The sequence below is a fragment of the Salinicoccus sp. CNSTN-B1 genome, from assembly GCF_054792835.1.
On the sequence record NZ_JBTWMN010000004.1, the window covers coordinates 714,988 to 737,754 of the forward strand.

General features: G+C 47.5%; 19 protein-coding genes and 5 pseudogenes. 13 read left to right on the top strand and 11 right to left on the bottom strand.

The window, feature by feature from the left end:
* Nucleotides 1-49 precede the first annotated feature (49 nt).
* A complete protein-coding gene (locus ACYF68_RS04170) occupies nucleotides 50-811 on the bottom strand; it encodes an NRDE family protein (RefSeq protein ID WP_461045479.1) in 762 nt (253 codons plus the stop codon).
* A 103-nt stretch (nucleotides 812-914) separates the two neighbouring features.
* On the opposite strand from ACYF68_RS04170, the gene ACYF68_RS04175 reads away from it, so the two are divergent.
* Nucleotides 915-2,912 (top strand): penicillin-binding transpeptidase domain-containing protein, encoded by a 1,998-nt coding sequence (locus ACYF68_RS04175; RefSeq protein WP_461045480.1) that lies wholly within the window; start codon nucleotides 915-917, stop codon nucleotides 2,910-2,912.
* Between the two features lie 148 nt (nucleotides 2,913-3,060).
* Here ACYF68_RS04175 and ACYF68_RS04180 read toward each other — a convergent pair whose 3' ends face one another.
* Together ACYF68_RS04180 and ACYF68_RS04185 are read right to left on the bottom strand one after the other, a co-directional pair.
* Nucleotides 3,061-3,261 (bottom strand): cold-shock protein, encoded by a 201-nt coding sequence (locus tag ACYF68_RS04180; protein WP_031546097.1) that lies wholly within the window; start codon nucleotides 3,259-3,261, stop codon nucleotides 3,061-3,063.
* 242 nt (nucleotides 3,262-3,503) lie between these two features.
* Nucleotides 3,504-4,394, bottom strand: coding sequence for a fructose bisphosphate aldolase (locus tag ACYF68_RS04185; protein ID WP_461045481.1), 891 nt, complete (start codon nucleotides 4,392-4,394; stop codon nucleotides 3,504-3,506).
* A gap of 264 nt (nucleotides 4,395-4,658) precedes the next feature.
* Here ACYF68_RS04185 and ACYF68_RS04190 point away from each other — a divergent pair.
* Nucleotides 4,659-5,377 (top strand): annotated as a pseudogene (locus ACYF68_RS04190) (glycerophosphodiester phosphodiesterase family protein).
* A 9-nt stretch (nucleotides 5,378-5,386) separates the two neighbouring features.
* Here ACYF68_RS04190 and ACYF68_RS04195 read toward each other — a convergent pair.
* Together ACYF68_RS04195 and ACYF68_RS04200 are read right to left on the bottom strand one after the other, a co-directional pair.
* Complete coding sequence (locus ACYF68_RS04195) at nucleotides 5,387-5,737, bottom strand: DoxX family protein (RefSeq protein WP_461045482.1); 351 nt, start codon at nucleotides 5,735-5,737, stop codon at nucleotides 5,387-5,389.
* A 397-nt stretch (nucleotides 5,738-6,134) separates the two neighbouring features.
* Nucleotides 6,135-7,055: a DMT family transporter gene (locus ACYF68_RS04200; protein WP_461045483.1), complete on the bottom strand. Its 921-nt coding sequence runs from the start codon at nucleotides 7,053-7,055 to the stop codon at nucleotides 6,135-6,137.
* 130 nt (nucleotides 7,056-7,185) lie between these two features.
* Here ACYF68_RS04200 and ACYF68_RS04205 point away from each other — a divergent pair, with 130 nt between their 5' ends.
* The 5 genes from ACYF68_RS04205 (at nucleotide 7,186) to ACYF68_RS04225 (ending at nucleotide 10,834) form a co-directional block, all read left to right on the top strand.
* Nucleotides 7,186-7,308 (top strand): hypothetical protein, encoded by a 123-nt coding sequence (locus ACYF68_RS04205; RefSeq protein ID WP_461045484.1) that lies wholly within the window; start codon nucleotides 7,186-7,188, stop codon nucleotides 7,306-7,308.
* Nucleotides 7,309-7,328: 20 nt separating this feature from the next.
* Complete coding sequence (locus ACYF68_RS04210) at nucleotides 7,329-7,763, top strand: nitroreductase family protein (protein WP_461045485.1); 435 nt, start codon at nucleotides 7,329-7,331, stop codon at nucleotides 7,761-7,763.
* A 61-nt stretch (nucleotides 7,764-7,824) separates the two neighbouring features.
* Complete coding sequence (locus ACYF68_RS04215) at nucleotides 7,825-9,207, top strand: efflux RND transporter permease subunit (RefSeq protein ID WP_461045486.1); 1,383 nt, start codon at nucleotides 7,825-7,827, stop codon at nucleotides 9,205-9,207.
* On the top strand, nucleotides 9,204-9,380 hold the full coding sequence (locus ACYF68_RS04220; RefSeq protein ID WP_461045487.1) for a hypothetical protein: 177 nt from the start codon (nucleotides 9,204-9,206) through the stop codon (nucleotides 9,378-9,380). The genes ACYF68_RS04215 and ACYF68_RS04220 overlap by 4 nt, the downstream gene beginning before the upstream one ends.
* On the top strand, nucleotides 9,377-10,834 hold the full coding sequence (locus ACYF68_RS04225) for an efflux RND transporter permease subunit (RefSeq protein WP_461045488.1): 1,458 nt from the start codon (nucleotides 9,377-9,379) through the stop codon (nucleotides 10,832-10,834). The genes ACYF68_RS04220 and ACYF68_RS04225 overlap by 4 nt, the downstream gene beginning before the upstream one ends.
* A 184-nt stretch (nucleotides 10,835-11,018) precedes the next feature.
* On the opposite strand, the gene ACYF68_RS04230 is transcribed toward ACYF68_RS04225, so the two are convergent.
* Entirely contained in the window at nucleotides 11,019-11,768 is a 750-nt protein-coding gene (locus tag ACYF68_RS04230; protein ID WP_461045489.1) for a cation transporter, read from the bottom strand.
* 53 nt (nucleotides 11,769-11,821) lie between these two features.
* The gene (locus ACYF68_RS04235; RefSeq protein ID WP_461045490.1) at nucleotides 11,822-12,664 is read right to left on the bottom strand and encodes a prephenate dehydratase; all 843 of its coding nucleotides are present in this window, start codon (nucleotides 12,662-12,664) and stop codon (nucleotides 11,822-11,824) included.
* A 73-nt stretch (nucleotides 12,665-12,737) separates the two neighbouring features.
* Between ACYF68_RS04235 and ACYF68_RS04240 the strand changes: the two genes are divergently transcribed.
* From ACYF68_RS04240 to ACYF68_RS04255, 4 genes and pseudogenes are all read left to right on the top strand, one after another.
* The gene (locus ACYF68_RS04240) at nucleotides 12,738-12,881 is read left to right on the top strand and encodes a hypothetical protein (protein ID WP_461045491.1); all 144 of its coding nucleotides are present in this window, start codon (nucleotides 12,738-12,740) and stop codon (nucleotides 12,879-12,881) included.
* A gap of 271 nt (nucleotides 12,882-13,152) precedes the next feature.
* Nucleotides 13,153-14,153: pseudogene (locus tag ACYF68_RS04245) on the top strand (D-alanine--D-alanine ligase family protein).
* 59 nt (nucleotides 14,154-14,212) lie between these two features.
* A pseudogene (gene pepT / locus ACYF68_RS04250) lies at nucleotides 14,213-15,438 on the top strand (peptidase T).
* A gap of 93 nt (nucleotides 15,439-15,531) precedes the next feature.
* A pseudogene (locus ACYF68_RS04255) lies at nucleotides 15,532-16,919 on the top strand (MDR family MFS transporter).
* A 37-nt stretch (nucleotides 16,920-16,956) separates the two neighbouring features.
* On the opposite strand, the gene ACYF68_RS04260 reads toward ACYF68_RS04255, so the two are convergent.
* Both ACYF68_RS04260 and ACYF68_RS04265 read right to left on the bottom strand, forming a co-directional pair.
* A complete protein-coding gene (locus tag ACYF68_RS04260) occupies nucleotides 16,957-18,417 on the bottom strand; it encodes a DHA2 family efflux MFS transporter permease subunit (protein WP_461045492.1) in 1,461 nt (486 codons plus the stop codon).
* Nucleotides 18,418-18,493: 76 nt separating this feature from the next.
* Nucleotides 18,494-18,664 (bottom strand): hypothetical protein, encoded by a 171-nt coding sequence (locus ACYF68_RS04265; protein ID WP_344703996.1) that lies wholly within the window; start codon nucleotides 18,662-18,664, stop codon nucleotides 18,494-18,496.
* A gap of 271 nt (nucleotides 18,665-18,935) precedes the next feature.
* On the opposite strand from ACYF68_RS04265, the pseudogene ACYF68_RS04270 reads away from it, so the two are divergent.
* A pseudogene (locus tag ACYF68_RS04270) lies at nucleotides 18,936-20,992 on the top strand (copper-translocating P-type ATPase).
* Nucleotides 20,993-21,061: 69 nt separating this feature from the next.
* Here ACYF68_RS04270 and ACYF68_RS04275 read toward each other — a convergent pair.
* Nucleotides 21,062-21,655 (bottom strand): YdhK family protein, encoded by a 594-nt coding sequence (locus ACYF68_RS04275; protein WP_461045493.1) that lies wholly within the window; start codon nucleotides 21,653-21,655, stop codon nucleotides 21,062-21,064.
* A 197-nt stretch (nucleotides 21,656-21,852) separates the two neighbouring features.
* Here ACYF68_RS04275 and ACYF68_RS04280 point away from each other — a divergent pair, with 197 nt between their 5' ends.
* Nucleotides 21,853-21,954: an SHOCT domain-containing protein gene (locus ACYF68_RS04280; protein WP_461045494.1), complete on the top strand. Its 102-nt coding sequence runs from the start codon at nucleotides 21,853-21,855 to the stop codon at nucleotides 21,952-21,954.
* Between the two features lie 93 nt (nucleotides 21,955-22,047).
* On the opposite strand, the gene ACYF68_RS04285 is transcribed toward ACYF68_RS04280, so the two are convergent.
* Entirely contained in the window at nucleotides 22,048-22,533 is a 486-nt protein-coding gene (locus ACYF68_RS04285; protein ID WP_461045495.1) for a GNAT family N-acetyltransferase, read from the bottom strand.
* Nucleotides 22,534-22,767: the final 234 nt, after the last annotated feature.

Sequence of the window (22,767 nt, forward strand, 5' to 3'; positions counted from 1 at the left end):
ATAATACGGCAAAAAATAGGGGAGGTCAATTAAGAGTCCAATTATCCGACTATTGTCTGATATCAAATTGGAAGCGGGATTCCTCAAGCTGCTTTTTGTTTTTAAAAGTGCGCTCAATGAAAGTCACCTTGTTGTCATGATCAATGAGGAGTACTGTTGATGAACGCGTCCCGTAATCTTCTATATCTATGAAGGCGGGCGATAGACGACGCTCCAAATCCTCGGGAAACCCCGTATCCGGCAGATTATCCACTGCTTCATCCTCATTCGCAAGCAGTTCGAAAATAACCTCAGGGTCAGCTTGGTGTGTTGCATCCAGATGGGATTTCAAGCGGTCCCTGCCATTTATAACTTTCGGCCAGGGCGTATCAAGATGATGGTTGCTCAACCCATGTACACCATCCGCTACCCGTACAATGGGACTATCATCATTATTGAGATAGAACAATTCATCTGGGTTTCCAACCAGAAGGTTAAATCCAGCATAAGCATGCTTATCACGTTCCAGTGCTTCCAAATAGGATTTTGGAGAAGCATCCTGGACGAGGAAGTTGCGGATGAGGTCTCCCCTCGATTTTTTCTCTCCTTGTTGTGCTTTAGATCTGATGTTGGTGACGGCAGCTATTCGGCTGGACTTTGTAATGCCAAGCCACGTTCCGCCTTTTGAAAGATCACGGCCGGCCAGAATATCAGGGTGGTCTTCCCAAAAGTGAGCGGGAGCGGTCGGTCGGGCATATGATTCGTCACGGTTTGCACCGATTACAAGTTTATATCCGGGATGTTGATTCTTTTGGAACAGTATCAGACACATGTAATCACTCCTTAAACTCAATACTATATGTTTATCTTAACATGCTGTTGCGGTGCATATGATGATTGATATAATGAGGGAAATGGAAATAAGGAGAGTTTGCATGAAGAAATCAGTGTGGCTGGTGCCAGCGGTGCTACTCGCCATAGCGGTAGGAGCCTATCTGCTTATCGCTTCCGGCGTATTCCAAAAGTCTGAGGAGGAGACTGTGGAGCGTTTCACGGAAGCGTTTGAGAGCGGTGATTATGAGGCCATTTATCCGCTTCTGACAAAAGAGGCCAAAGACGATTATGAAAAAAAGGAAGTCAGCGGCAGAACAACTGATATCTATGAATCCCTGAAAGTCGAAAATGTGAAATTGAAGGCGCTTGAAGCTAAGGATACTGAAAAGGAGGGCGTCAAGTCACATGTGGGGACGCTCGTACTTGAAAGTACATATGGAAACTTGGAACGCGAGTTTGATATCCCCTTGGCCTACAATCAGGATGAAAATGATTGGTTTATAGACTGGTCTCCAAACATGATCATTCCAGGGCTTGATGATGGTGAAGTGGCGATGGAGTTCACAGCTGGAGAACGCGGTGAAATATTGGCCAGTTCCGGCACACCCCTTGCGTCAAATGGCATAAAGGAGACGGTCGGCTATATTGCCGGTCGGACGGACAAGGAGAAGATAATGGAAGCGTCGGATGTCCTCGACATGGACGAGACAGCGTTGACGGATGTCACGGAGCAGGGATGGATAGAAGAAGGCCAATTTGTTCCGATTAAAGATGCACACCGCTTCAATAAAGAAGAGAAAGAAGAATTCGCTTCCTACGGGTTATCCATCCGGGAGTATCCTTCGAGGGAATATGCGTTGGATGAAGCGGCATTCCATCTCATCGGGTATGTGGGGCCTGTAACAGCAGAAGATCTTGAAGAGAATGAAGGCTATAGAACGGGCGACATGATAGGCAAAAGGGGAGTCGAGCAGCTTTACGAAGAACAGCTCAAGCCAAAAAGGGGCTACACCATTTCAATAGTCGATGATTCAGGCAATGCAGTTGAGATGTTATTCGACGAAAAGGCGAAAGATGGAGAAGATATCACACTCACCATAGATGAAACCCTGCAGTCGACAGTATATAGCAAACTATCTTCAGATTCTGGTGCGAGTGTTGCAGTGGACCCCGAGAATGGTGATATTTTATCTGCAGTAAGCTACCCGGCTCCGAGTCCTTATGATTTCATGTTCGGTATATCTGCTTCAGATTATGAGAAGCTCGAGACGGGTGAAGACCAGCCGTTGCTCAATAAGTTCAACCGGGCAGCGTCTCCTGGATCGACCCAGAAGCTGCTTACTGCACTGATTGCCATGAACACAGAGGGGTTCAATCCAGACGACAGCATGGAAATCAATGGGAAGGGTTGGCAGAAAGATGCCTCATGGGGCGGTTATGAAGTGAACCGCTATCATGTAATGAACGAATCCTTCAATCTGAAGAAGGCCCTGACGTACTCCGACAACATCTATATGGCACGCACTGCACTTGAAATCGGCTCGGACCGCTTCATTGAAGGCATGAAAGATCTCGGCATCGGCCACGAATATGATACAGATTATCCAATCTATACAAGTCAAGTCTCCAATGATGGTACGATTGACAGTGATATTCTTCTTGCAGATACAAGCTACGGGCAGGGGGAACTGCTGATTTCCCCAATCCAGATTGCAACAATCTATGCAGGAGTGATCAACGGAGGAGATATTCACATACCGCATGTTTTGGCAGACTCCGAGACAGAGATACTTGCTGAAGATATTGCGCCACAGGAGGACCTTGACTATCTGGAATCAGCGATGCGTGATGTGGTCAAGTTGAACCACCCTGATGATGCAGAACGTGATTATGCCCAATTTGCCGGTAAGACTGGCACGAGTGAAAATAAAACATCTCAGGATGCAAGGGGAGAGGAGACTGGCTGGTTTATCGGCTACGATCAGAATGAGAAGGACATGATGCTCAGCTTATATGTAGAAGAAGTGGAAGATAGGGGCATGAGTGAATATACGGCGAAAAAATTTGCTGAAATATATGATGAATTGAGAGGACAGTAGATAAAGTGTACTATAAGAGCCTTCTTTAACCCCAATTCCGGAATTAAAGAAGGCTTGTTTTCATAAGAAGCATAAAAAAACCCCCTCTCATATGAGAGGGGGTTTCCATTAACTAACATAAACTACTAAAATATTACTTAAAATATTATTAAAGTTTAACGATGTTAACAGCTTGTGGTCCACGCTGACCTTCTTCAACGCTGAATTCTACTGCTTGACCTTCGTCAAGTGTTTTGTAGCCTTCGCCTTCGATGTTGGAGAAGTGAGCGAATACGTCGTCTCCGCCTTCAACTTCGATGAAACCGAAACCTTTGTCTGCATTGAACCATTTAACTGTACCTTGTGTCATATAAATGACCTCCAAATAAAAATTTAATAATATCTTAAGTGCGAAAACATAAAAAAATTCACACATTACAAAGAGTACCGGCTAAGATCACGATTACTATTTGTAATATGTGAATTAGATACTGAGTTGTACTTATAAGACTTATTAAAGTAACTATACATCATAAAAGGGATCTTGTCTATAGGAAAGGGCTATTTATTTTGAAAAAGATTTGACCCTCCTAATTAGGAGGGTCTGGAACCTTACTTCTTGTTTACTGAAGCATCATAGATTGTATCTACAGCATCCTTCAGTTTTTTATCGAACTCTTCGTCAGATTGGTTGACGTTGAGGTCTGCTGCCAATGCGCGGGAGAAGCTTGCGATCAAGCCGTCGTTTTCACGGAGCTTTTCATTGGCCTCATCCCTTGAATACCCACCTGACAACGCGACGACACGAACTACCTTGTCGTGGTCGATGAGTGATTTGTATGCGTTGGCTTTTGTAGGAATGGAAAGTTTGAGCATCACTTCCTGATCATCTGAGAGCTGATCAAGGTGCTTTTCAATCTCTTTCCTCAATATTTCTTCAGATTGTTCCTTGTTGTCGCTGTAGACGTTCACTTCCGGTTCGATGATCGGCATCAGGCCGGCATTGAGGATCTTGTGGGCGACCTCAAACTGCTGCTCGACGACTTCTTTGATGCCTTGTGCATTCGGCTCGAGTATATTTGAGCGCATCTTTGTGCCGAAGACGTTGCGTTCGTTGGCACGTTTCAGCAAGTCATCCAATTCCGGCATCGGCTTCATGAGCTGGACGCCATCTTTTTCGTCAGCCAGGCCTTTGTCGACTTTGAGGAATGGGACGATGCCTTTCTCTGCAAGGTAATCAGCTGTATACTTGCCTTCAATTTCCCGGTCCATAGTCTGCTCGAACAGGATGGCCCCTAGAATCTGATCAGAATTGAAGGAAGGGGAAGTGATGATGCGCGTACGCATTTCATGTACAAGGTCGAACATTTCAGCTTCATTGGAATAAGCATCCTCTTGTACGCCATATGCGAGCAGTGCTTTTGGTGTACTACCGCCACTCTGGTCGAGTGCTGCGATGAAGCCTTTTCCATTTCTTACTTTTTCGAGCTGTTGTTGATTCATGAATTCCACTCCTTTTATTTTTCGTGTTCTTTATACTATTCCCGAAAACGGGAAGTGTATAACGTATTTCACTATACATCATAATTCTGTATCATAAATGGTATCTAGTCAAACATTATCGCTCCCATTGGCCGTTGGATTTTCGGGCATGCAAAAGTGGAAACGATGGAGTAAGGTGTTTACTGTATATGAGAAATGAATTTATGGAAGCATGCGGAAAGGAGAGATTTGATGCGGACGAAAGTTTTTGCGCACAGAGGTGCGATGGGCGACTATCCAGAAAATACATTGCTTGCCTTTAAAAAGGCACTGGACGCAGGTAGTGATGGTCTGGAAATCGATGTTCACCTGAGTAGGGATGGGGAAGTTGTCGTCATACATGACGAAGATATAAAGCGTACAACCGATGGGGAGGGGCAGTCCGGGACATGACATTGGAGGCACTCAGGAAAGTGAGTGCCGGCGTCACGTTCTCCGACTACAAGCACTATGACCCAGAGGTATGGAAAAGGGAAAAGATTCCTACTTTAAATGAAGTGCTCGCGTTGTCTGAAGCGTACAATGTCGAACTGAATATCGAATTGAAGACGGATGTCATACAATATGAAGGGATTGAAAGAAGGGTGTTTGATATCGTCGGAGCATATGGGTGTCATGAGAAGGTGATCTATTCATCATTTAATTTGCCGAGTCTTGCACGCATGAAAATGGTTCATCCAGAGGCGCGTCTCGCGTGGTTGACGAAAGAGGTGCCGGAACGGGCGGAGCATTATATGGCCGAGCATTCACTCGAAGCCCTCCATATCAGTTGGAAGGCGATACTTGAACAACCAGAACAGATCAGTGGCATCGGGGAGAGGATAAGGGCGTGGACGGTCAACGATTGGGAAACGGCGGCAGACCTTATTGGGCATGGATTGGGTACGCTGGTGACGGACTACCCAAAAGAGATGAAGGAGATACTCCGGAATGTAGAAAAGTAGGACCGAGTCCTACTTTTTGATGTCACCAAGCATATCCACCATCAATTTCTGTAATGGCAGTCTACCGAGCAACGCCCATTTCGGGAGATGGGACAATCCGAGTTGCCTTTGATGGGTATACATATAGACGTTCGCCGGAAAGACCGCCCATAAAAATGCCTGCATGGCGGTCAATTGTCTATTTCGAACTTTGCCTGCCAGCAATAGTATGCCAAAGATGATTTCGAGGAGGCCTGTAAAATAAGCGATGAAGGTTTTGAAGGGTACGACAGAAGGGACGATTCCGGCAAATTTTCCGGGCTTCAAGAAGTGGATGATGCCTGCTGCCAAAAAGACGGTGCCCATTATGATTCTCTTCATGGTGTTGCTCCTTTACTGTGTGATTTCCATCATTATACGCCTGTTGCGTCGGCATTGTAAATTCGATGGCTGTGAACAGGGGGAAGTGAGGGGAATATAGAAGGTATAAGCTGCTCCTCCACAGCTTTTTGGAAGCGGTTTACAGGAGGTGTTAAAAAAGTTAAATAAAATTCAAATAATCTATTTACACTTGCCAACCATGTGGTATAATTTCCTAAAATAAAGGACGAGGGGTTACGCAGATGGAAGCAAATTTGGTAGATTTCATGATACAGATGATGGCATTGGTTACAGTAGGGGGATTCGGTTATTTCGTATACAAATTGAATAATGATGGGTCAGGAAAAGGCACGGAATAGCATCAACCCCCTTCAGAGCAGAAGCTTTGAAGGGGTTTTTATATTTGTAGAAGAATGATGCCGGTAAGGATCATGAGGGCACCTGCAATACGCCTCTTATCTAGCGCATGGGGCGGTATGCCGAACAATCCGAAATGATCGATGAGGAGGCCGGTCAGCATCTGACCAAAAATGACGCTCATCAAGGTCAAAGTCGTACCAAGGTGGGGCATGAGGATGATATTGGTCGTAATATACACGGCACCGAGTGCTCCTCCGATGAAGTGCCAGGCACGCAACCGCGCACCTTCCTGATTCGTAAGGGCCACTTTAAGATGTCCGGCACTGAGGAGGGACAGCAGGAGAAGGGCCAAAGTGCCTATGGCGAATGAGATTAATGACGCCATATAGAAGGAACCGACTTCATACCTCAGCAGGCTGTTGACCGCCGTCTGCACCGGAGGGATCGAGCCCGTCATCAATCCAAAGAAGAGCCATATATTGGAAGGGCTGTCGTCATGTCTCGCCGATTTCCTTTTATAGTTCATGAAGATGATGCCCATAATCATGATGGCGATGCCCGCAATGCGCCTGATGTCGAGTGGCTGAAGCGGCGCATCGAACCAGCCGAATGTATCGATTAAGAGGCTGATGATCATTTGTCCTGCAACCGTCATGATCACTGTAAGTGCCGCTCCGATCCTCGGCAATAGGATCATATTACCAGTCAGGTAGACGACACCCATCAGGCCGCCGAGGAACCATATGTATGAGAAGTCATGTGACGATAGGAAAGCGAATGAGAGCTTCCCAGGATTCATGACGGCATTGAGGCCGATCAACAGCACTGTACCTGTCAAAAATGAATAGAACGAAGCCATTATAAGGGAGTGTGTAAAGTGTGACAGGCGATTGTTTACAGAAGTCTGCACAGGAATGAGCATACCGGCTAATATGCCAAGGATCAGCAACAGGACCAAAGCAAGTCCCCCTTTTCAAAAAGTCATTGCCAAATGATATCATAAATATGTAAAGATTCGGGGAAATCTGGTAGTCTTGAGCCAACAAGTTGTAATTTTATAGTAAATACATATTAAAGGAGCTAAAAAAATGGATGTTTTGAGTGCAATCAAAAACAGGCGCAGTACACCGAAGTTGAAAGAGGCGCCGGTGGATCCAAAAAAGATCGAAAAGATATTGGAGGCTGCGGTTGGGCACCGAACCATCATATGACGGAGCCCTGGAAGTTTTTTGTGCTCAGCGGGGAAGGCAGAAGACCGTTCTCCCGTGTCCTCAAGGAAGTAGCGAAAGGGCGTGTCGACGATCCTGAATCCGAGAGCGGTCAAAAGCGTATCGAAAAAATCAGCAGAAAACCGTTCGCAGCACCGACCGTCATTGTGGTAGCGCTGTCTCCAAGCGGCAAAGAAAAAGCGATATATATAGAAGACGTCTGTGCTGTTGCCGCTGCTTCACAAAATATGCTGCTTGCGGCCCATAGCCTGGAACTCGGTGCAATATGGCGCAGCGGTCCGATCTACAACACCCCTGGCGTCAAAGAATACTTCAACTTGAGGGAAGATGAGGAGATACTTGGGGGCATCTTTTTAGGGGAGCCTGAAGTGGAGAAGAAGAAGGCAACCCGTACACCGTACGAAGAAAAGACGACATGGATCGACTCCGACCAGTGATGTTTGACGGCGATCTCTTGGATGATGATCATATAACCCTAAAAAGAGATGAGGCAGAAATATGAAGCGTATTTATGAAATGGTCCTGGAACGAAGCCTGTTATTCATTATTTTGATAATCACCATTTCGATCTTCGGCATCTACACTTTTTTGACCGTTGAACAGCGGGAAATACCGGAGACTGAGGTTAATATCATCAATATTACTACTGCATGGCCGGGGGCCGATAAGCAGGATGTCGAAAACAACATCACCGAGGTCATCGAATCACGGATATTCAGTGTGGCGGGTGTGGAGGATGTCTCCTCCGTTTCGCAGGATGATATATCAGTCCTTAACCTACAGCTGTCCGACTCGGCAGATGCCGAATCCGCATTGAATGAAGTGAACAACCTTATGGGAACCCTGGCTGGTAGTTTCCCGGAGAATGCAGCCGAACCCGAAGTTGAATCCATCAGCAATGCCTTCCCATTGCTCAGCTATCAATTCCATAGCGAGGATATGGCGAATCTCTACGATGTAAGAGGCGATATAGAAAAATTGAAGCGCGAAGTGGCCCAGATGGATGGCATCGATGGTGTGACCGTCAAAGGGTACACGGATAAGGAATTTGAAATCGATTTGGATCGGGAAGCGATGGCGGCAGCCGAAGTGAACCCAAATCAGATATTGAGCGAAATCAATGCTTCACTCAATCCGGTCATTCCCGGTCAGGAGGAGGATGACGGCAACATCATCCGTCTATCCTTCGAAGATGGTACACCGCTTGAAGTGCTCAGACAGGTCAGAATCGGCACAGAAAACACGCCGCTGACCGAAATCGCCAATATAGAAGAAACTATGGGTGATCCGGAGGACATAGTGGAATATGAAGGTGACAGGGCCGTATCCTTTACTGTCTTTTTGTCGAAGGGTCAGGATGTGCCTTCTGTATCAAAGGATGTGGAGGCGGTTGTCGACGAACGGGTCTCTGAATTACCGGACACGGTTGATGTGACGACATTGTCTTCAGAACGCGAAAATGTAGAGGACATATTCGTCGGCCTCTACTTGTCCCTTGGCATCGCCCTGGTCGCAGTCATTTTGAGCACATCTTTAGGATTGTCACTGATCGGCTCAACCACTGTGATGGCTACCGTACTACTGTCGGTGATCATCGGCATCATCCCGGTGCCATGGTTCGGTGTGGATCTGAACCAGATATCCATCATCGGGCTGATCATTGCGCTTGGTATACTGGTCGACGATTCGATTGTAGTGAACGATAACATCGAGCGCCGATTCACCTTGGGGGATGATCGATTGGATGGTGTCTATAACGGCGTCAGGGAAGTGGCACCATCCGTTATCTCATCCACACTTGCCATCGTCTTCACATTTACACCGCTTCTGCTGTTGTCTGGGCAAATGGCGATTTCATCAAAGCGCTCCCCAGCATATTGATCACCACAATGATCATGTCCACAGTTTTGGCACTGACTTTCGTGCCGGCTGTACGCTATCTCCTTAACCGTAAAAAAGCACCCGCTCACCCGGGACTTTTGGGCCGGTTGTTTGCAAAGGGTGGGGACCTGTACGCCGATAAGATCCTCCCGCAATCATCAAGCGTCCATTGATCACGTTTTTCGCAGTGCTTGTCATCGGCATACTATCGATTGGCCTTGTGCGTTTCACACCGTTCGAATTCTTTCCTGAAGCAGACCGCTCCGAAGTGACGGTCGACTTGATATTTGATGAGGAACAGACGATTGATCAGACACATGATGATGCAAATGAAGTCGTGGACTATATGACTGCGGAAATGCCGCACATAGAAGCGGTGTCGCTGTTCACCGGCACAGGCCTGCCGAACCTTTTCGGTGCTTCCCTTGACCAGTCCGGTGCGAATACAGCCCAGGTGGCGCTGGAAATAAACAAAGAACAGATCAGTGCCTCGGAAACGATCAACAAATATGAAAGCCAGCTGCGCGAGGCGTTTCCGGAAGCGACAATATTTATGGATACCATCGTTCAAGGCCCACCAGCCGGTGCACCGGTTACAGTTGAAATCTACGAAGAGGATCTGGCGCTTTTGGCCGAGCAAGCCACTGACTTGAAGGCAACACTTGAAGAAGAGGGTGCTCTTGTCACAACGAACCTCGGTGAATCTGTACCGACGATCAACTACAACATCGACTATGAAGCACTTGAAGAAGACGGAATATCCGTATCACAAGTCAAGAACGAACTGAATATGCTTTCCCAAGGCATCCCGATCCAAGACATCATCGTAGAAGGTGAAAAGCGGAGGACAACATTGAAATATTCGGATGCCTCTGAAATAGAAGATGTGGATATCATCAAGATGACGGGGGAGCAACCTGAAACATTCCCGCTGACCGATTTCGTAGAAGTCGAGGAGACGGAAGACTATAAGTACATCCATCATCAAGATGGGGACCGGACAGTCGAATTGAAGGTCTATGCCGATGATGAAGCGGCCGCAGAAGACGCGATCAACTCCTTCGGTGAGCAACTTCCCGATTCAAGTGAGCTCATAGTCGGCGGTGAGACATCCGACCAGACCGACTTCTTCGTGGAGATCGGAATATTATTTGCGGTCATACTGGTACTGGTGTATCTGGTTATCGCCATTGAATTCAACTCGATCGTCATGCCCCTGATTATAGTGTTCAGTATATTCCTGGCCATCAGCGGCGGCATCATCGGTCTATTTGTCACACAGACACCAATCAGTTTCCTCGGTGTAATGGGGATGGTGTCACTATCCGGCATCGTCGTCAGGAACTCTGTCGTATTGCTTGATTTCATAGAAGCAAGGCGTAGGAGTGGCGCTTTCGTTATAGAAGATGCGATCTATGACAGCGGGCGGGCACGATTCAAACCGATTGCGCTGACGACGCTTACAAGCATCATCGCCCTGACCCCGGTCGCACTCTCAGGCGATGTACTGTTTGTACCGCTGGCTGTAACCGTCATTGCAGGCATTGCGTTCTCCACTGTGCTGTCATTGATTGCCACACCAAGCCTATATTACCTGTACTACAAGGTGCGTTATAGGAAAGGTTGAAAAAACGCCGGATGACTCTCAGTCATCCGGCGTTTTGGCTTTTCATCCGCGTTTCTCGTGCGTGAAAACGATTGTAGTCCAAAGGTTCAAAGGCAACTCTTGAAGTCGTTCTTTGAGCTGATGGCGTATATGATCCATAGTTCTGATGTCGATTGGGTTGCCCCGGGGACGACATAATCGACTTCTATATATAGCTTACTTCCCATTTTTGGAGCCGCATATCATAGGAATCAAAAGAATAAATGTTGCCGAGTTCAGACACATGGCCAGCCACTTCTTGTGAAATGACATGTTCAGGCGCCATCTCAAGCAATTCCTTCAGTGCACCATACATCTCCGACAGCGGTACCTTTATGAAATAGCCAGCCACCAACAGCACCATCAGTGGGTCCACAAACGGTACGATGAAATCAAGTGGTGTAAATGCAAGGCCCCACCCTATGATGAAGCCGACGAAGACACCGAGGCTGAGCAGTGCATCCATATGCCATTGGTTCATTTCTGCCGCGATCAATTCACTATCCTTGCCATGCTTCCTGAAATAGAAATAGGCAATGAAACACCCGACCGTAGAAATGAATGCATAGATAACCCCTGAGGACATGGCGACTTCATTTCCACCTGTAAACAAAGTGGCGAGTGCCTGGACAAGAGAAATGACGATCAGCACAAGAATGCCGAAGTATTTGATGACGATCGTCAATGGGATGAAGCTTTCCTTGCCGAAGGGAAACCGCTCTGGGTCTTCTTTTTTGATGAACCGCAGTGCAATCATGGAGATGAATGACAAGATGACACTGATGAACGAGTAGTACCCGTCGAACTGTATCATCTGGCTCTGTGCGATGATACCCCACACGATACCGAGTACGGCAAAAGCGATGGCGCTAACAATCGATATGATGATGAGGCGTTCTGCATTATTTTGTTTCATATGTAGTCCTTCTTTCTTATATTCCCTCCCATTATACTACAAATATGGTTCGATTAGCACTGAACGTCTCTATAACAGGGCACCGCACCTTTACGGTAGGTCCCAAGGATGTTGATGTATCTGCCGGCTTCACCTACATCATTGAGGGCACGATTTAGTACATCACCCGTACTGGTCTCGACATCGATGAAGAAGCCGTAGGAGAACGGTTTATGCTGGATGGGCCTGGAAGTGAGGTTCAACAGGTTGATGCCGTGTGTGCTGAATATGTCCAGAATCTCATTTAGAGAGCCGGCACTATGGTCCGTTTCGATATAGAGGGAAGTCTTATCCCCGCCGGCGTCCGTAATCCGTCCTTTCCTGAAAATCAGGAAGCGGGTTGTGTTTAGCGGATTGTCGCTGATGTTTTCGCTGATGATATGCATATTATAGAGTGCAGCGGCATGGGCTCCAGCTATGGCAGCCATAGTGTCGTCCCCGTCATTCTTCACCATCTGTACCGCTTCTGCCGTATCAGAGTATTGATGGGACTTTATTTTCGGATGGTCATTTAAGTAGCCATGGCACTGCTCCAACGCCTCGGGATGCGAGTAGACATGCTGGACTTGCCCTATATTCATCGGCATCTTGGAGATGAGGGCATGGTCGATCTTAACGTATATTTCATCCACAGCACTAACCTCGAGATATTTCATAAGGTCGATCGTCCGCGTAATCGGGCCGCTGGTGGAATTCTCAACGGGCAGGGCAATGTAATCGACCACACCCCGCATCATGTCGTCGACAAGTGATTTGAACGTTGCATATCCTTTAGTCGTATAGGGCGCTTCGCCCATGAATGCCTTGCATGCAAGGGCACTGTAGGACCCTTCTGTACCTTGATATCCAATCAGCATAATAATCCACTCCTAATATGATAATAAAAAACCATCCTAATCTCCTGTGCCAGGAAATCCGGATGGTTTTGGTATGATGCACCCAGCCATACGGATTGCCCGATGGCCGAATATGGAAATGTCCACTTCAAATAGCCACCTTGGATTCAGGGCGTCCACATCCGTGATGGCATATGGACGCTATCTAAAATGGCTGAAAAAGAAAACATTCGATTGATCTGATGTGTACATTTCCATAGGACACACTCGCTTCATCAATAATGCATCCATGTTACCAACCGGTTTATGAATTGTCAATATATTCAGTAAAATATTGATATCATCCGACTTAAATCAAATATAAATTGAAGAAGTCAGACGCACTCTGTGATAATATTAAATTGTCATTCTAGAATATGATGGAGTGTAATGTAACGAGGAGTGTTCATATGGAAAAAATGAGTATAGGTATATTATATGGCGGACAGTCGACGGAACATGAGGTCTCCATGCGTTCTGCTGCGAGCGTACTGGAAGCCTTGGATAAAACGAAGTACGATGTCAGCCTGATCCACATCACGAAAGAAGGCGAGTGGCTGCTCGCCGACCACAATGAGAAAATTGAAGCACTGGTGGACGGTGAGAATGCTGTACAGTTATCCATCCTGCCGTCACAGCAGTTCACTTCACAAAAAGGCGCCTGCCATTTTGATGTCATGCTGCCGATACTGCATGGTACTGCAGGGGAAGATGGAATTGTGCAGGGTGTGCTTGAAATGATGGGGATACCGTATGCAGGGTGCAACGTGAGGAGTTCCGCGGTATGCATGGATAAGGATATGACGAAGCGCCTGCTGAAATTGGAAGGCATCCAAGTTGCAGACTGGGTGGTGTATCGATATGATGAAAAAGAAGAGGTCGATTTCGACATCGCAAAAGAACAGCTTGGTCTGCCGATGTTCGTCAAACCGGTAAACCAGGGATCTTCAGTCGGGGTGTCGAAAGTGACAGATAAGGCATCATTCGACAAAGCAGTGGCCCTGGCTTTCCAATTCGATACGAAAGTGATGGCTGAAAGTGCGGTCAACGGCCGGGAAATCGAGGTGTCCGTTTTGGGTAATGCGGAACTGACAGCGTCGGTGCCTGGTGAAATTGTTGCAAACACCGACTTCTATTCATACGAGTCGAAGTATGAGGATGAGGATGGGCAGTCCTTGAAATACCGGCAAAACTGCCGCTCCAGACATCTGATGCGATAAGGCGGACAGCACTTGATGTATACCGGGCATTGGATTGCGAAGGGATGGCGCGTATCGATGTCTTCCTGACCGACCAGGACGCCGTCATCGTCAACGAAGTGAACACGCTGCCCGGTTTCACAAGCATCAGCATGTATCCGAAGCTGCTTGAAGCTTCAGGCATTGCCTATCCGGAATTGCTGGATCAGCTGATCAGCCTGGCCCGTGAACGGTCTTCAAGGGAAAAGGCATTGAAGACGGACCTGACGTAATCTCGGAATGGTATATAAATATCAATCACAACATTAAAACAGGATTGGGGATGGGAAAAGTGAAGAAGCAATTGGTAGAGAGATTGATGCGGTATGCGAAAATCGATACGCAGTCGGACGCTTCAAGTAAAAGTGTGCCTTCTACAGCTAAACAGTGGGAACTGATCAGGCTGCTGGAGACAGAATTGCAGGAGATGGGGATGCACGAGGTCGAGGTGGATGACAATGGCTACCTGATGGCGACTTTGCCGGCCAATGTAGAAGGTGCACCTGTAGTCGGCTTTTTGGCCCATGTGGATACGGCGACAGACTTCACCGGCCAGAATGTCAATCCGCAACTTGTCGATTATCAAGGTGGGGACATCGTCCTGAATGAAGCGAAGGGTGTCGTCCTGTCCGTGTCCGAGTTTCCGGAGCTCGAAAATTACATAGGGCATCAACTGATGACCACTGATGGCACAACGTTGCTTGGTGCGGACAACAAGGCTGGAATTGCGGAAATCATGACTGCCATGGAGCATCTCATCAAGCATCCTGAAATCGAACATGGCACCATAAGGGTCGCATTTACACCGGATGAGGAAATCGGACGTGGCCCCCACGATTTTGATGTCGAGCGGTTCGGTGCAGACTTCGCCTATACAGTGGACGGCGGTCCATTGGGCGAGCTGCAATATGAGAGTTTCAACGCAGCATCTGCCGTCGTTACATTCACCGGCAACAGTGTACACCCTGGTACAGCGAAGGACAAGATGGTGAATGCGGGGCGTATGGCAGCAGAATTCATCACTCGCTTCGATCCAGAAGATACGCCTGAACATACGGAAGGCTACGAAGGCTTTTTCCATCTCACCAATGTCACCGGTGATGTTGAAGAAACAACAGCCTCCTATATCATCCGGGATTTCGATGCAGCGCGGTTTGAGGAACGGAAAAGGAAATGAAATCCCATGTAGAAGCGCTCCAGGCCCAGTACGGGGAGGACCGTGTGCATTTGGACATGGCGGACCAATACTATAATATGCGGGATAAGATCGAGCCGCGTATGGAAATCGTAGACTTTGCCAGAGAAGCTATGGAATCGTTGGATATCGAACCGGTCATCCAGCCAGTAAGGGGTGGGACGGACGGTTCACAACTCTCGTATAAAGGTCTGCCCACACCGAATATATTCACCGGTGGCGAGAATTTCCATGGAAAATTCGAATATATCTCCACTGACAATATGGTAAAAGCTGCGTCTGTGATCGTCGAAATCAGCAGGAATGCCGCTTTACAAAAGTAACGTTGCGCTGTAGAATGTCTTGATAATGATAAGTACTTTTGCCGCCAGGCAGAAGTACTATTTTATGTTTTAGAAATGAAAGAGGGATAAATAATGGCTAATGAACAGCACCCCAGTTCAACAATCAAGCGGCTGCCATTGATGGCTGTCCTTGTCTCAGGTGCTTTTGCTGCGATATTGAACCAGACGCTTTTAGCCACTGCTATCCCACCGATTATGGAAGACCTGAACATAGAGGCCGGCCTGGCCCAGTGGCTGCAGTCCATATTCATGCTGGTCAACGGTATCATGATTCCAGTCACAGCATTCCTGATCAATAAATTTACGACACGGGCACTTTTCTTTACGGCGATGGGACTGTTCGGTATCGGTACACTGGTTGCCGGCCTCTCCCCAAACTTCGGAGTGCTGCTGATGGGCCGCGTGCTGCAGGCATCTGGTGCCGGGATCATCATGCCATTGATGCAGACCATCATCTTCCTGATCTATCCGCTGGAAAAAGAGGGCAGGCCATGGGCATATTCGGACTTGTAATCGGCTTTGCACCGGCCATCGGTCCGACGCTTTCGGGCTGGTTTGTGGAACAGTACCCTTGGCGCGGATTATTCTTCATCATCCTGCCGATCGTCATAATCGACTTGATTGTGGCATATTTCATACTTAAAAACGTTACGGAACGGACAAATCCGAAACTGGATGTGCCGTCGATCATCCTGTCGACATTCGGATTCGGCGGCTTGCTCTACGGCTTCAGCATCGCTGGAGGTGCGGGATGGACGAGTGCGCCGGTACTTCTGTCAATCGGCTTTGGCGCCATAATCCTATATCTGTTCATCAAACGCCAGCAGAAGCTGGAGCAGCCGATCCTTGAATTCAGGGTGTTCAGGAATAAGATTTTTGCCCTGACCACAGCACTTGGCATGATCGTCTTCATGTCAATGATTGGTGGGGCGGTCATTCTGCCGATACTCATGCAGGACATGATGGGCTTCACAGCATTTGAATCCGGATTGATGCTCTTGCCGGGTGCCTTGATCATGGGAGGGATGAGTCCTGTCACCGGCAGGCTGTTCGATAAATTCGGCGCCCGCTGGCTGGCGATCATCGGCTTATCGCTCGTAACCTTGGGATCGCTCCTATTCACCTTCATCCGGCCGGAGACATCATTCTTCTACTTGACGACAGTCAACGCATTCAGGATGCTCGGTGTCTCGATGGTGATGATGCCTTCCACCACGGCAGGCTTGAATCAGCTCTCTTCGAGACTGATTCCACACGGCACCGCCATGAACAACACGATGCGCCAGATTGCGGGTGCGGTGGGGACTGCCTTGCTTGTATCCATCATGACGAATACGCAAGTGCCATCTGAAGGTATGCAGGGCATGATCCAAGGGGTGAACTACGCGTTCATGTTCGCGACGTTCCTCTCAATAGTCGGACTGATTCTGTCATTCAGGTTGAAGAGTCCAAAAGCATGACGATGAAAAAGGCTAGCCCCATTGGGGCTGGCCTTTTTTAATCCTCTTCTATTGGACGTGCTTTTGTTATGCCGTCTTCCAGGATTTCATCCGTGGTGACCCGCTTAAGCATAAAGGATAGGCCAAGTGCCACCAGAAGCATCAATGTGGCGATCAGGAAGGCAAAATTTATGCCGTCCAGCATGGCCTGATTGATGACGGCGTCGTCAGTTGAGGAAACACCTTGCAGTTTTGCATTCATCCTGTTCTGCATGACGGTGATCAAAAGTGCTGTACCGATGGCACCAGATACCTGGTTCAACATGCTGTTGATGGAAGAGCCGTGCGGTGTCAGTTTGGGTGTCAGCTGGTTCATCCCGTTGGTCATCACCGGTGTCATGACGAGCGTCATGCCGAATGCCCGGATCGAGTAGAGCATGATCAGAAAGCCATAGCTGGTGTCGAAGGTCAGCCGGCTGAAGAAGTAGGTGGTTACGACGGTCAGGAGGAGACCGGTGATTGCGAGCCGCTTCGGCCCGAACATGTCGAAGAGCTTACCAGAGGCTGGGCTCATAAATCCCATGATCAGGGCGCCCGGCAATAACAGGAGCCCAGTATCAATTGGCGATATTCCCTGGATATCCTGAAGATAGATCGGCATGAGGATCATGCCTGAAAACAGCGCCATATTCATTGTGCCGATGAGGATGGAAGACAAGGTGAACATCGGAAACTTGTAGACTGAAAAATCGAGCATCGGCCGTGCCATATGGGTCTGCTTACGTACATATAGGAAGACACTGATGAACCCGACAACAAGCGTGATGATGACGTCAGGACGCGTCCATCCACCATTTCCCGCTGAACTGAAGCCATACAGTATCCCGCCGAAACCAAGCGTTGATAGGATGACTGAAGGAATATTGATCTTTATGGCATCTTTAGTTTCTGTTTTAGGGAGTTTGAACCATCCGATTGTAAGAACAACAAGCAACACTGGAACCATCATGAAAAACAACATATGCCAGGAATAGCTTTGGACGATAAATCCCGATAGAGTCGGGCCGATGGCCGGTGCAAAAAACATGACCAGGCTGAATAGACCCATGGCCGTTCCGCGGCGGGCAGGCGGAAAGCTCGTAATCATGACAGTCATCAGCAGCGGCATCAATATTGCTGAGCCTGACGCCTGGATCATCCGGCCAATTAACAGGACATAGAATTCGGGCGATAGTCCGGCCACGAGTGTACCTGTCAGGAAAAGCAGCATGGCAGCTAAGAATAGTGTTTTGGAACTGAAGCGCTGCATCAGGAAAGCAGTGGTCGGGATGACTATACCACTGACAAGCATATAGGCCGTGGAGACCCACTGCACAGTGGAGGTCGTGATATCAAAGTCATTTTTAATGGATGGCAAGGCGACATTCAAAAAAGTATTGGAAAGCAGTGCGACGAAGGCACCGGAAAGTAATATAAAAATAAGGCGATAATCCGGTTTCTGCTGTATATTTTGTTCCATTGAATCCCTCTATTTCTCTAAAATCAATAGTCCTATTATATTCCGATTTTCGAAATAAGCAAGGGATTCCACTCGGCTATAATCGATTATCGATGGTGATGTAGATGTAGAATCCGATTGTAATACCGAGCAACAGTGAAACCGGTATGGCGAAACTGCCGAACGATGGTGCAAGTGAGGTGAGCAACCAGTAGATTGCCAATGTAACGATGCCCATCAGAATGAGGCTGAGTAGAAAACGTGTCACTATACGAGTCTCCTTCAAGTTTATTTGGATTAACCCTTTATCATTGCAGTATGACGCTGAGGGGCGGATACAGAAACTGATCCACAATATCGATTATATAGAAAACAGAGATGAATTCAATCACCTTGCCATTACAACTGCTAGACGACAGCATATCGGATTGTTGGTTTGAATCATTATATTTATAATGGGTAATCACTTGTAATTAATACCCCTGCAGGGTATAATCGGGGTGAAGTTGATATTGGATTGAATAGAAGGAGTGATTGGAATGGCGGATCATAATAACGAAGTCCATGACCATCAGGACGCTGACCATGCGCATGATCACGGGGGTGGGCACGACCATGGTGGTGGCCATAATCATGGCAATCATGATCATGGAGATATGGTGGCCGAATTCCGCAAGAAGTTTTTCATAATACTTGTCGTGACGATTCCCATCGTACTGCTGTCACCGATGATACAGGGGTTCATGGGGGTCGACTGGCGCTTTCCAGGAGACATGTATATCGTAGCTGCACTTTCGACATTCGTCTATTTCTATGGAGGTTGGCCATTCATCAAAGGCGCCATAGACGAACTTAAAGAAAAAAAACCGGGTATGATGACATTGATCGGGATGGCGATTTCCATCGCATTCTTCTACAGCATGGCAGTCGTCTTTGGGTTCAACGGGGAACAGATATTCTGGGAGCTGGCGACGCTCGTGCTGATCATGCTGCTTGGCCATTGGATAGAAATGCGCTCCATCAGCAACGCATCAAAGGCGTTGGAATCGTTGGCCTCGCTGATGCCGAATACCGCAAACCGCATCTCTGCTGACGATGAGGTGGAAGAAGTCGCAGTGGATGATCTGCAGACTGGCGATCTGTTGCTTGTCAGACCTGGCGAGAAGATACCCCTGGACGGTAAAATTGTTAAAGGATCTTCCCAAGTGGACGAGTCAATGCTTACAGGAGAGTCCGTACCGACTGAGAAAACAACTGATGATGAAGTGATCGGTGGATCCATCAACAAAGAAGGCTCCCTTACGATCGAAGTGGAAAAGCTGATGGATGACTCCTACCTGAATCAAGTGATTGAAATGGTGAAGGCGTCGCAGGCCACGAAGTCGAGGACGCAGGATATTACGAACCGGGCCGCCAAGTGGCTGTTCTATATCGCTTTAGCAGCTGGCATCATTACATTCTTCGTATGGATCAGTATCGGAGCAAGCATTGATACTTCAATCCAAAGGATGGTTACTGTGATGGTCATCACATGTCCGCACGCCTTGGGACTCGCGGCACCGTTAGTCATCTCAGTATCCACCGCCCTGTCGGCTAAACATGGGCTGCTTATACGCAACAGGCCCCAGTTTGAACAGGCGCGTAACATCGATGCTGTAATATTCGATAAGACGGGTACATTGACCGAAGGTGAATTCGGAGTCACGGACGTGCAGACATTCGGCGACATGGATGAAGATACGATGCTGAGCTTCGCAGCAACTGCGGAAAATGATTCTGAACACCCGATTGCCAGAGGCATAATCGACGAAGCATCAAAGAGGGCACTCGACCTGTACGAAATGAAGGGTTTCAATTCCATAACAGGTGTAGGAATTGAAGGAACAATCGACGGTAAAAATGTGAAGGTCGTGAGCCCCGGATATATTAAGGAACAGAAGATGGCATTTGATGATGGCAATTTCAATACTTGGTCAAGCCAAGGGAAGACTGTGGTGTTCCTGGTTATCGACGAATCGTTGGCAGGTGCCATCGCTCTAGCCGACAAGATAAAGGAAAGTGCAAAAGAAACAATCGACCAATTGCACAAACGTAATATAAAAGCCATGATGCTCACTGGAGATAACCAAAAAGTGGCGGATTATGTTGCACAGCAGATCGGCATTGATGAAGTCTATGCAGAAGTGCTGCCGGATGAAAAAGCCAAGAAGGTAACGGAAATCAAAGCGCGCGGATTGGTCGTCGCAATGACGGGGACGGCATCAATGACGCACCTGCATTGACCGAGGCGGATGTCGGCATTGCGGTAGGTGCAGGTACCGATATCGCAATGGATAGTGCAGACATCATACTGGTTGAGAGTAATCCAAAAGATATTCTTGGTATATTCAGCCTGTCTAAGAAAACGTTCAATAAAATGGTCCAGAACCTGATATGGGCAACGGGCTACAACGTATTTGCGATTCCATTGGCAGCAGGGGTGCTTGCGCCATGGGGCATTGTACTGAGCCCAGCTGTCGGTGCGATACTAATGAGCTTGAGTACAATCATCGTCGCAATCAACGCCCAACTCCTGCATCGCTTTGAAATGGAATGATGCACCGTATTGTATACAAAGAAAGCGTCCATCCTTTTTAGGATGGACGCTTTATCAATCATTGGCGCTTTACTTGGACTCGGGTGAAGTCAGCTCGCTTTCGACCACCCATTTATGGTTCTTGACTTCCTCATTGGTGTCTGTGGTTTTGAAGTCGACCATATAGACAGTCGTCTGTTCAGCTGAATCGATCGTGGCTTCAGCACCTTTCATACCAACCATATGCTGCGCAGTCATGACGACCTCATCACCTTGTTCAAGTGGCGCATCACCCGGTTCTTCCAATTCTTCATGGATTACCCATTTATGGTCTTCCACCTTATCTCCACCATTTGTGGGGATATAGGAGACCGTATAGACCGTCGTATCAAAAGCACCGGAGATGGTCGCCTCGGCTCCATCCATACCTGACATATGATCAGCTTGGATGATGGCAGTGCTGCCCACTTCAAATGTTGGATCATCTGCTTCCTCTAAATCATCAGGTACTTCTCCCGAACTGGACATCTCATCTGCAGAGTGCTCCATGCCGCTGCTTTCTTCAGACTGTGGTTCAGTCGTCTGTGCTTCGTCGCTGCTTGTATCAGCATCTTCACCGCAAGCAGTCAACGTAAGGGCGGTAAAGATGGATAGGAAACCCAACGAAATTTTGTGTTTTAACATGTAAATCCCTCCGAATAGATTGATCTAATATACCTTACCCGCGTATTTTGCATTTTATGTGCAGATTTTCAAACATTCATCCTTCCAAAAAGGCATGGACGAATTTTTCGGGTTTGGTCTTTTCGGGCTGATCATCGTCATTGCGCTGTCCCTCATACTAATCTGGGTGATGAGGGGGATAGCGGCAATAATGAAAGGTGACGGAAAATCGTGCGCTCGATATACTGAACAAACGCCTCGCCAAAGGTGAAATTTCAGAAGAAGAATATGAGCGCTTAAGGGAGAAAATGAGAAATTAACGACGAAAAACATCCGGGCGCCTCTTATAGGGGCGCCCGGATATTTTTGTATGTGCCTACACGGTGCAAGGCACATTACATATTCTAATTCCATTAAACGTGAAGGGTCATCAGTACGGTCTTTAGGACGTGGCCATCGAAATCATCATCATATTCTTTGACGGTTCTAAATCCTCTGGCGTCATAAAATCGTCTGCCGATCTTATTTTCTTTTTCTACTTCAACATAGAGGGTGGCCAAGCCTTCAATCTGTTCTATCCCATGTGTCAGCAATAGAGTACCCACACCTTTATTTTGGGAGGCCGGGCGTAGGTAGATGGCGTTGAGCACGACTTTCCCTTGAGCGTCAGGCTGGGTGAAATCAGCAAAGCCAATCATTTTTCCATCCTCTTCTGCTACGAACATATGCGATTGGGCAAGTTTACGGTGCATCATGTCATCGCTGTAGGCCATGTCTAAAAAACAATTCTGGATCTCAAGGGGGATGATCCCCTTATATGTAGCATGCCAGCTGTCGGTTGCCGTCTCCTGCACACCTTTAATATCTGAACGCGTCATTTTACGGATTTGTGGGCTCATGGTATCTCCCTCTCATATCTAATGATTTAACCTCTCCAAAGGGGGAGGCGATGTTGCTGATATTGCCGTTACATGCTTATGCTCTCCCAAATCTGTTTTGAAAAGAGGATAGAAAGGCCTAAAACCCGTTGCCCGTTAAGCGATAATTAGGATTTGATGCTATTCCATAACGGGCATCGTCACATGAAACAGACTTAGAAATCGGTTGTTGAGAGTGTTTGCTTAAGTCCATTA

Coding starts and splice junctions, on each gene's coding strand:
- ACYF68_RS04170 (WP_461045479.1), bottom strand. CDS start 811: ATGTGTCTGATACTGTTCCAAAAGAATCAACATCCCGGATATAAACTT.
- ACYF68_RS04175 (WP_461045480.1), top strand. CDS start 915: ATGAAGAAATCAGTGTGGCTGGTGCCAGCGGTGCTACTCGCCATAGCG.
- ACYF68_RS04180 (WP_031546097.1), bottom strand. CDS start 3,261: ATGACACAAGGTACAGTTAAATGGTTCAATGCAGACAAAGGTTTCGGT.
- ACYF68_RS04185 (WP_461045481.1), bottom strand. CDS start 4,394: ATGAATCAACAACAGCTCGAAAAAGTAAGAAATGGAAAAGGCTTCATC.
- ACYF68_RS04195 (WP_461045482.1), bottom strand. CDS start 5,737: ATGAAGAGAATCATAATGGGCACCGTCTTTTTGGCAGCAGGCATCATC.
- ACYF68_RS04205 (WP_461045484.1), top strand. CDS start 7,186: ATGGATGTTTTGAGTGCAATCAAAAACAGGCGCAGTACACCGAAGTTG.
- ACYF68_RS04215 (WP_461045486.1), top strand. CDS start 7,825: ATGAAGCGTATTTATGAAATGGTCCTGGAACGAAGCCTGTTATTCATT.
- ACYF68_RS04230 (WP_461045489.1), bottom strand. CDS start 11,768: ATGAAACAAAATAATGCAGAACGCCTCATCATCATATCGATTGTTAGC.
- ACYF68_RS04235 (WP_461045490.1), bottom strand. CDS start 12,664: ATGCTGATTGGATATCAAGGTACAGAAGGGTCCTACAGTGCCCTTGCA.
- ACYF68_RS04240 (WP_461045491.1), top strand. CDS start 12,738: ATGATGCACCCAGCCATACGGATTGCCCGATGGCCGAATATGGAAATG.
- ACYF68_RS04260 (WP_461045492.1), bottom strand. CDS start 18,417: ATGGAACAAAATATACAGCAGAAACCGGATTATCGCCTTATTTTTATA.
- ACYF68_RS04275 (WP_461045493.1), bottom strand. CDS start 21,655: ATGTTAAAACACAAAATTTCGTTGGGTTTCCTATCCATCTTTACCGCC.
- ACYF68_RS04285 (WP_461045495.1), bottom strand. CDS start 22,533: ATGAGCCCACAAATCCGTAAAATGACGCGTTCAGATATTAAAGGTGTG.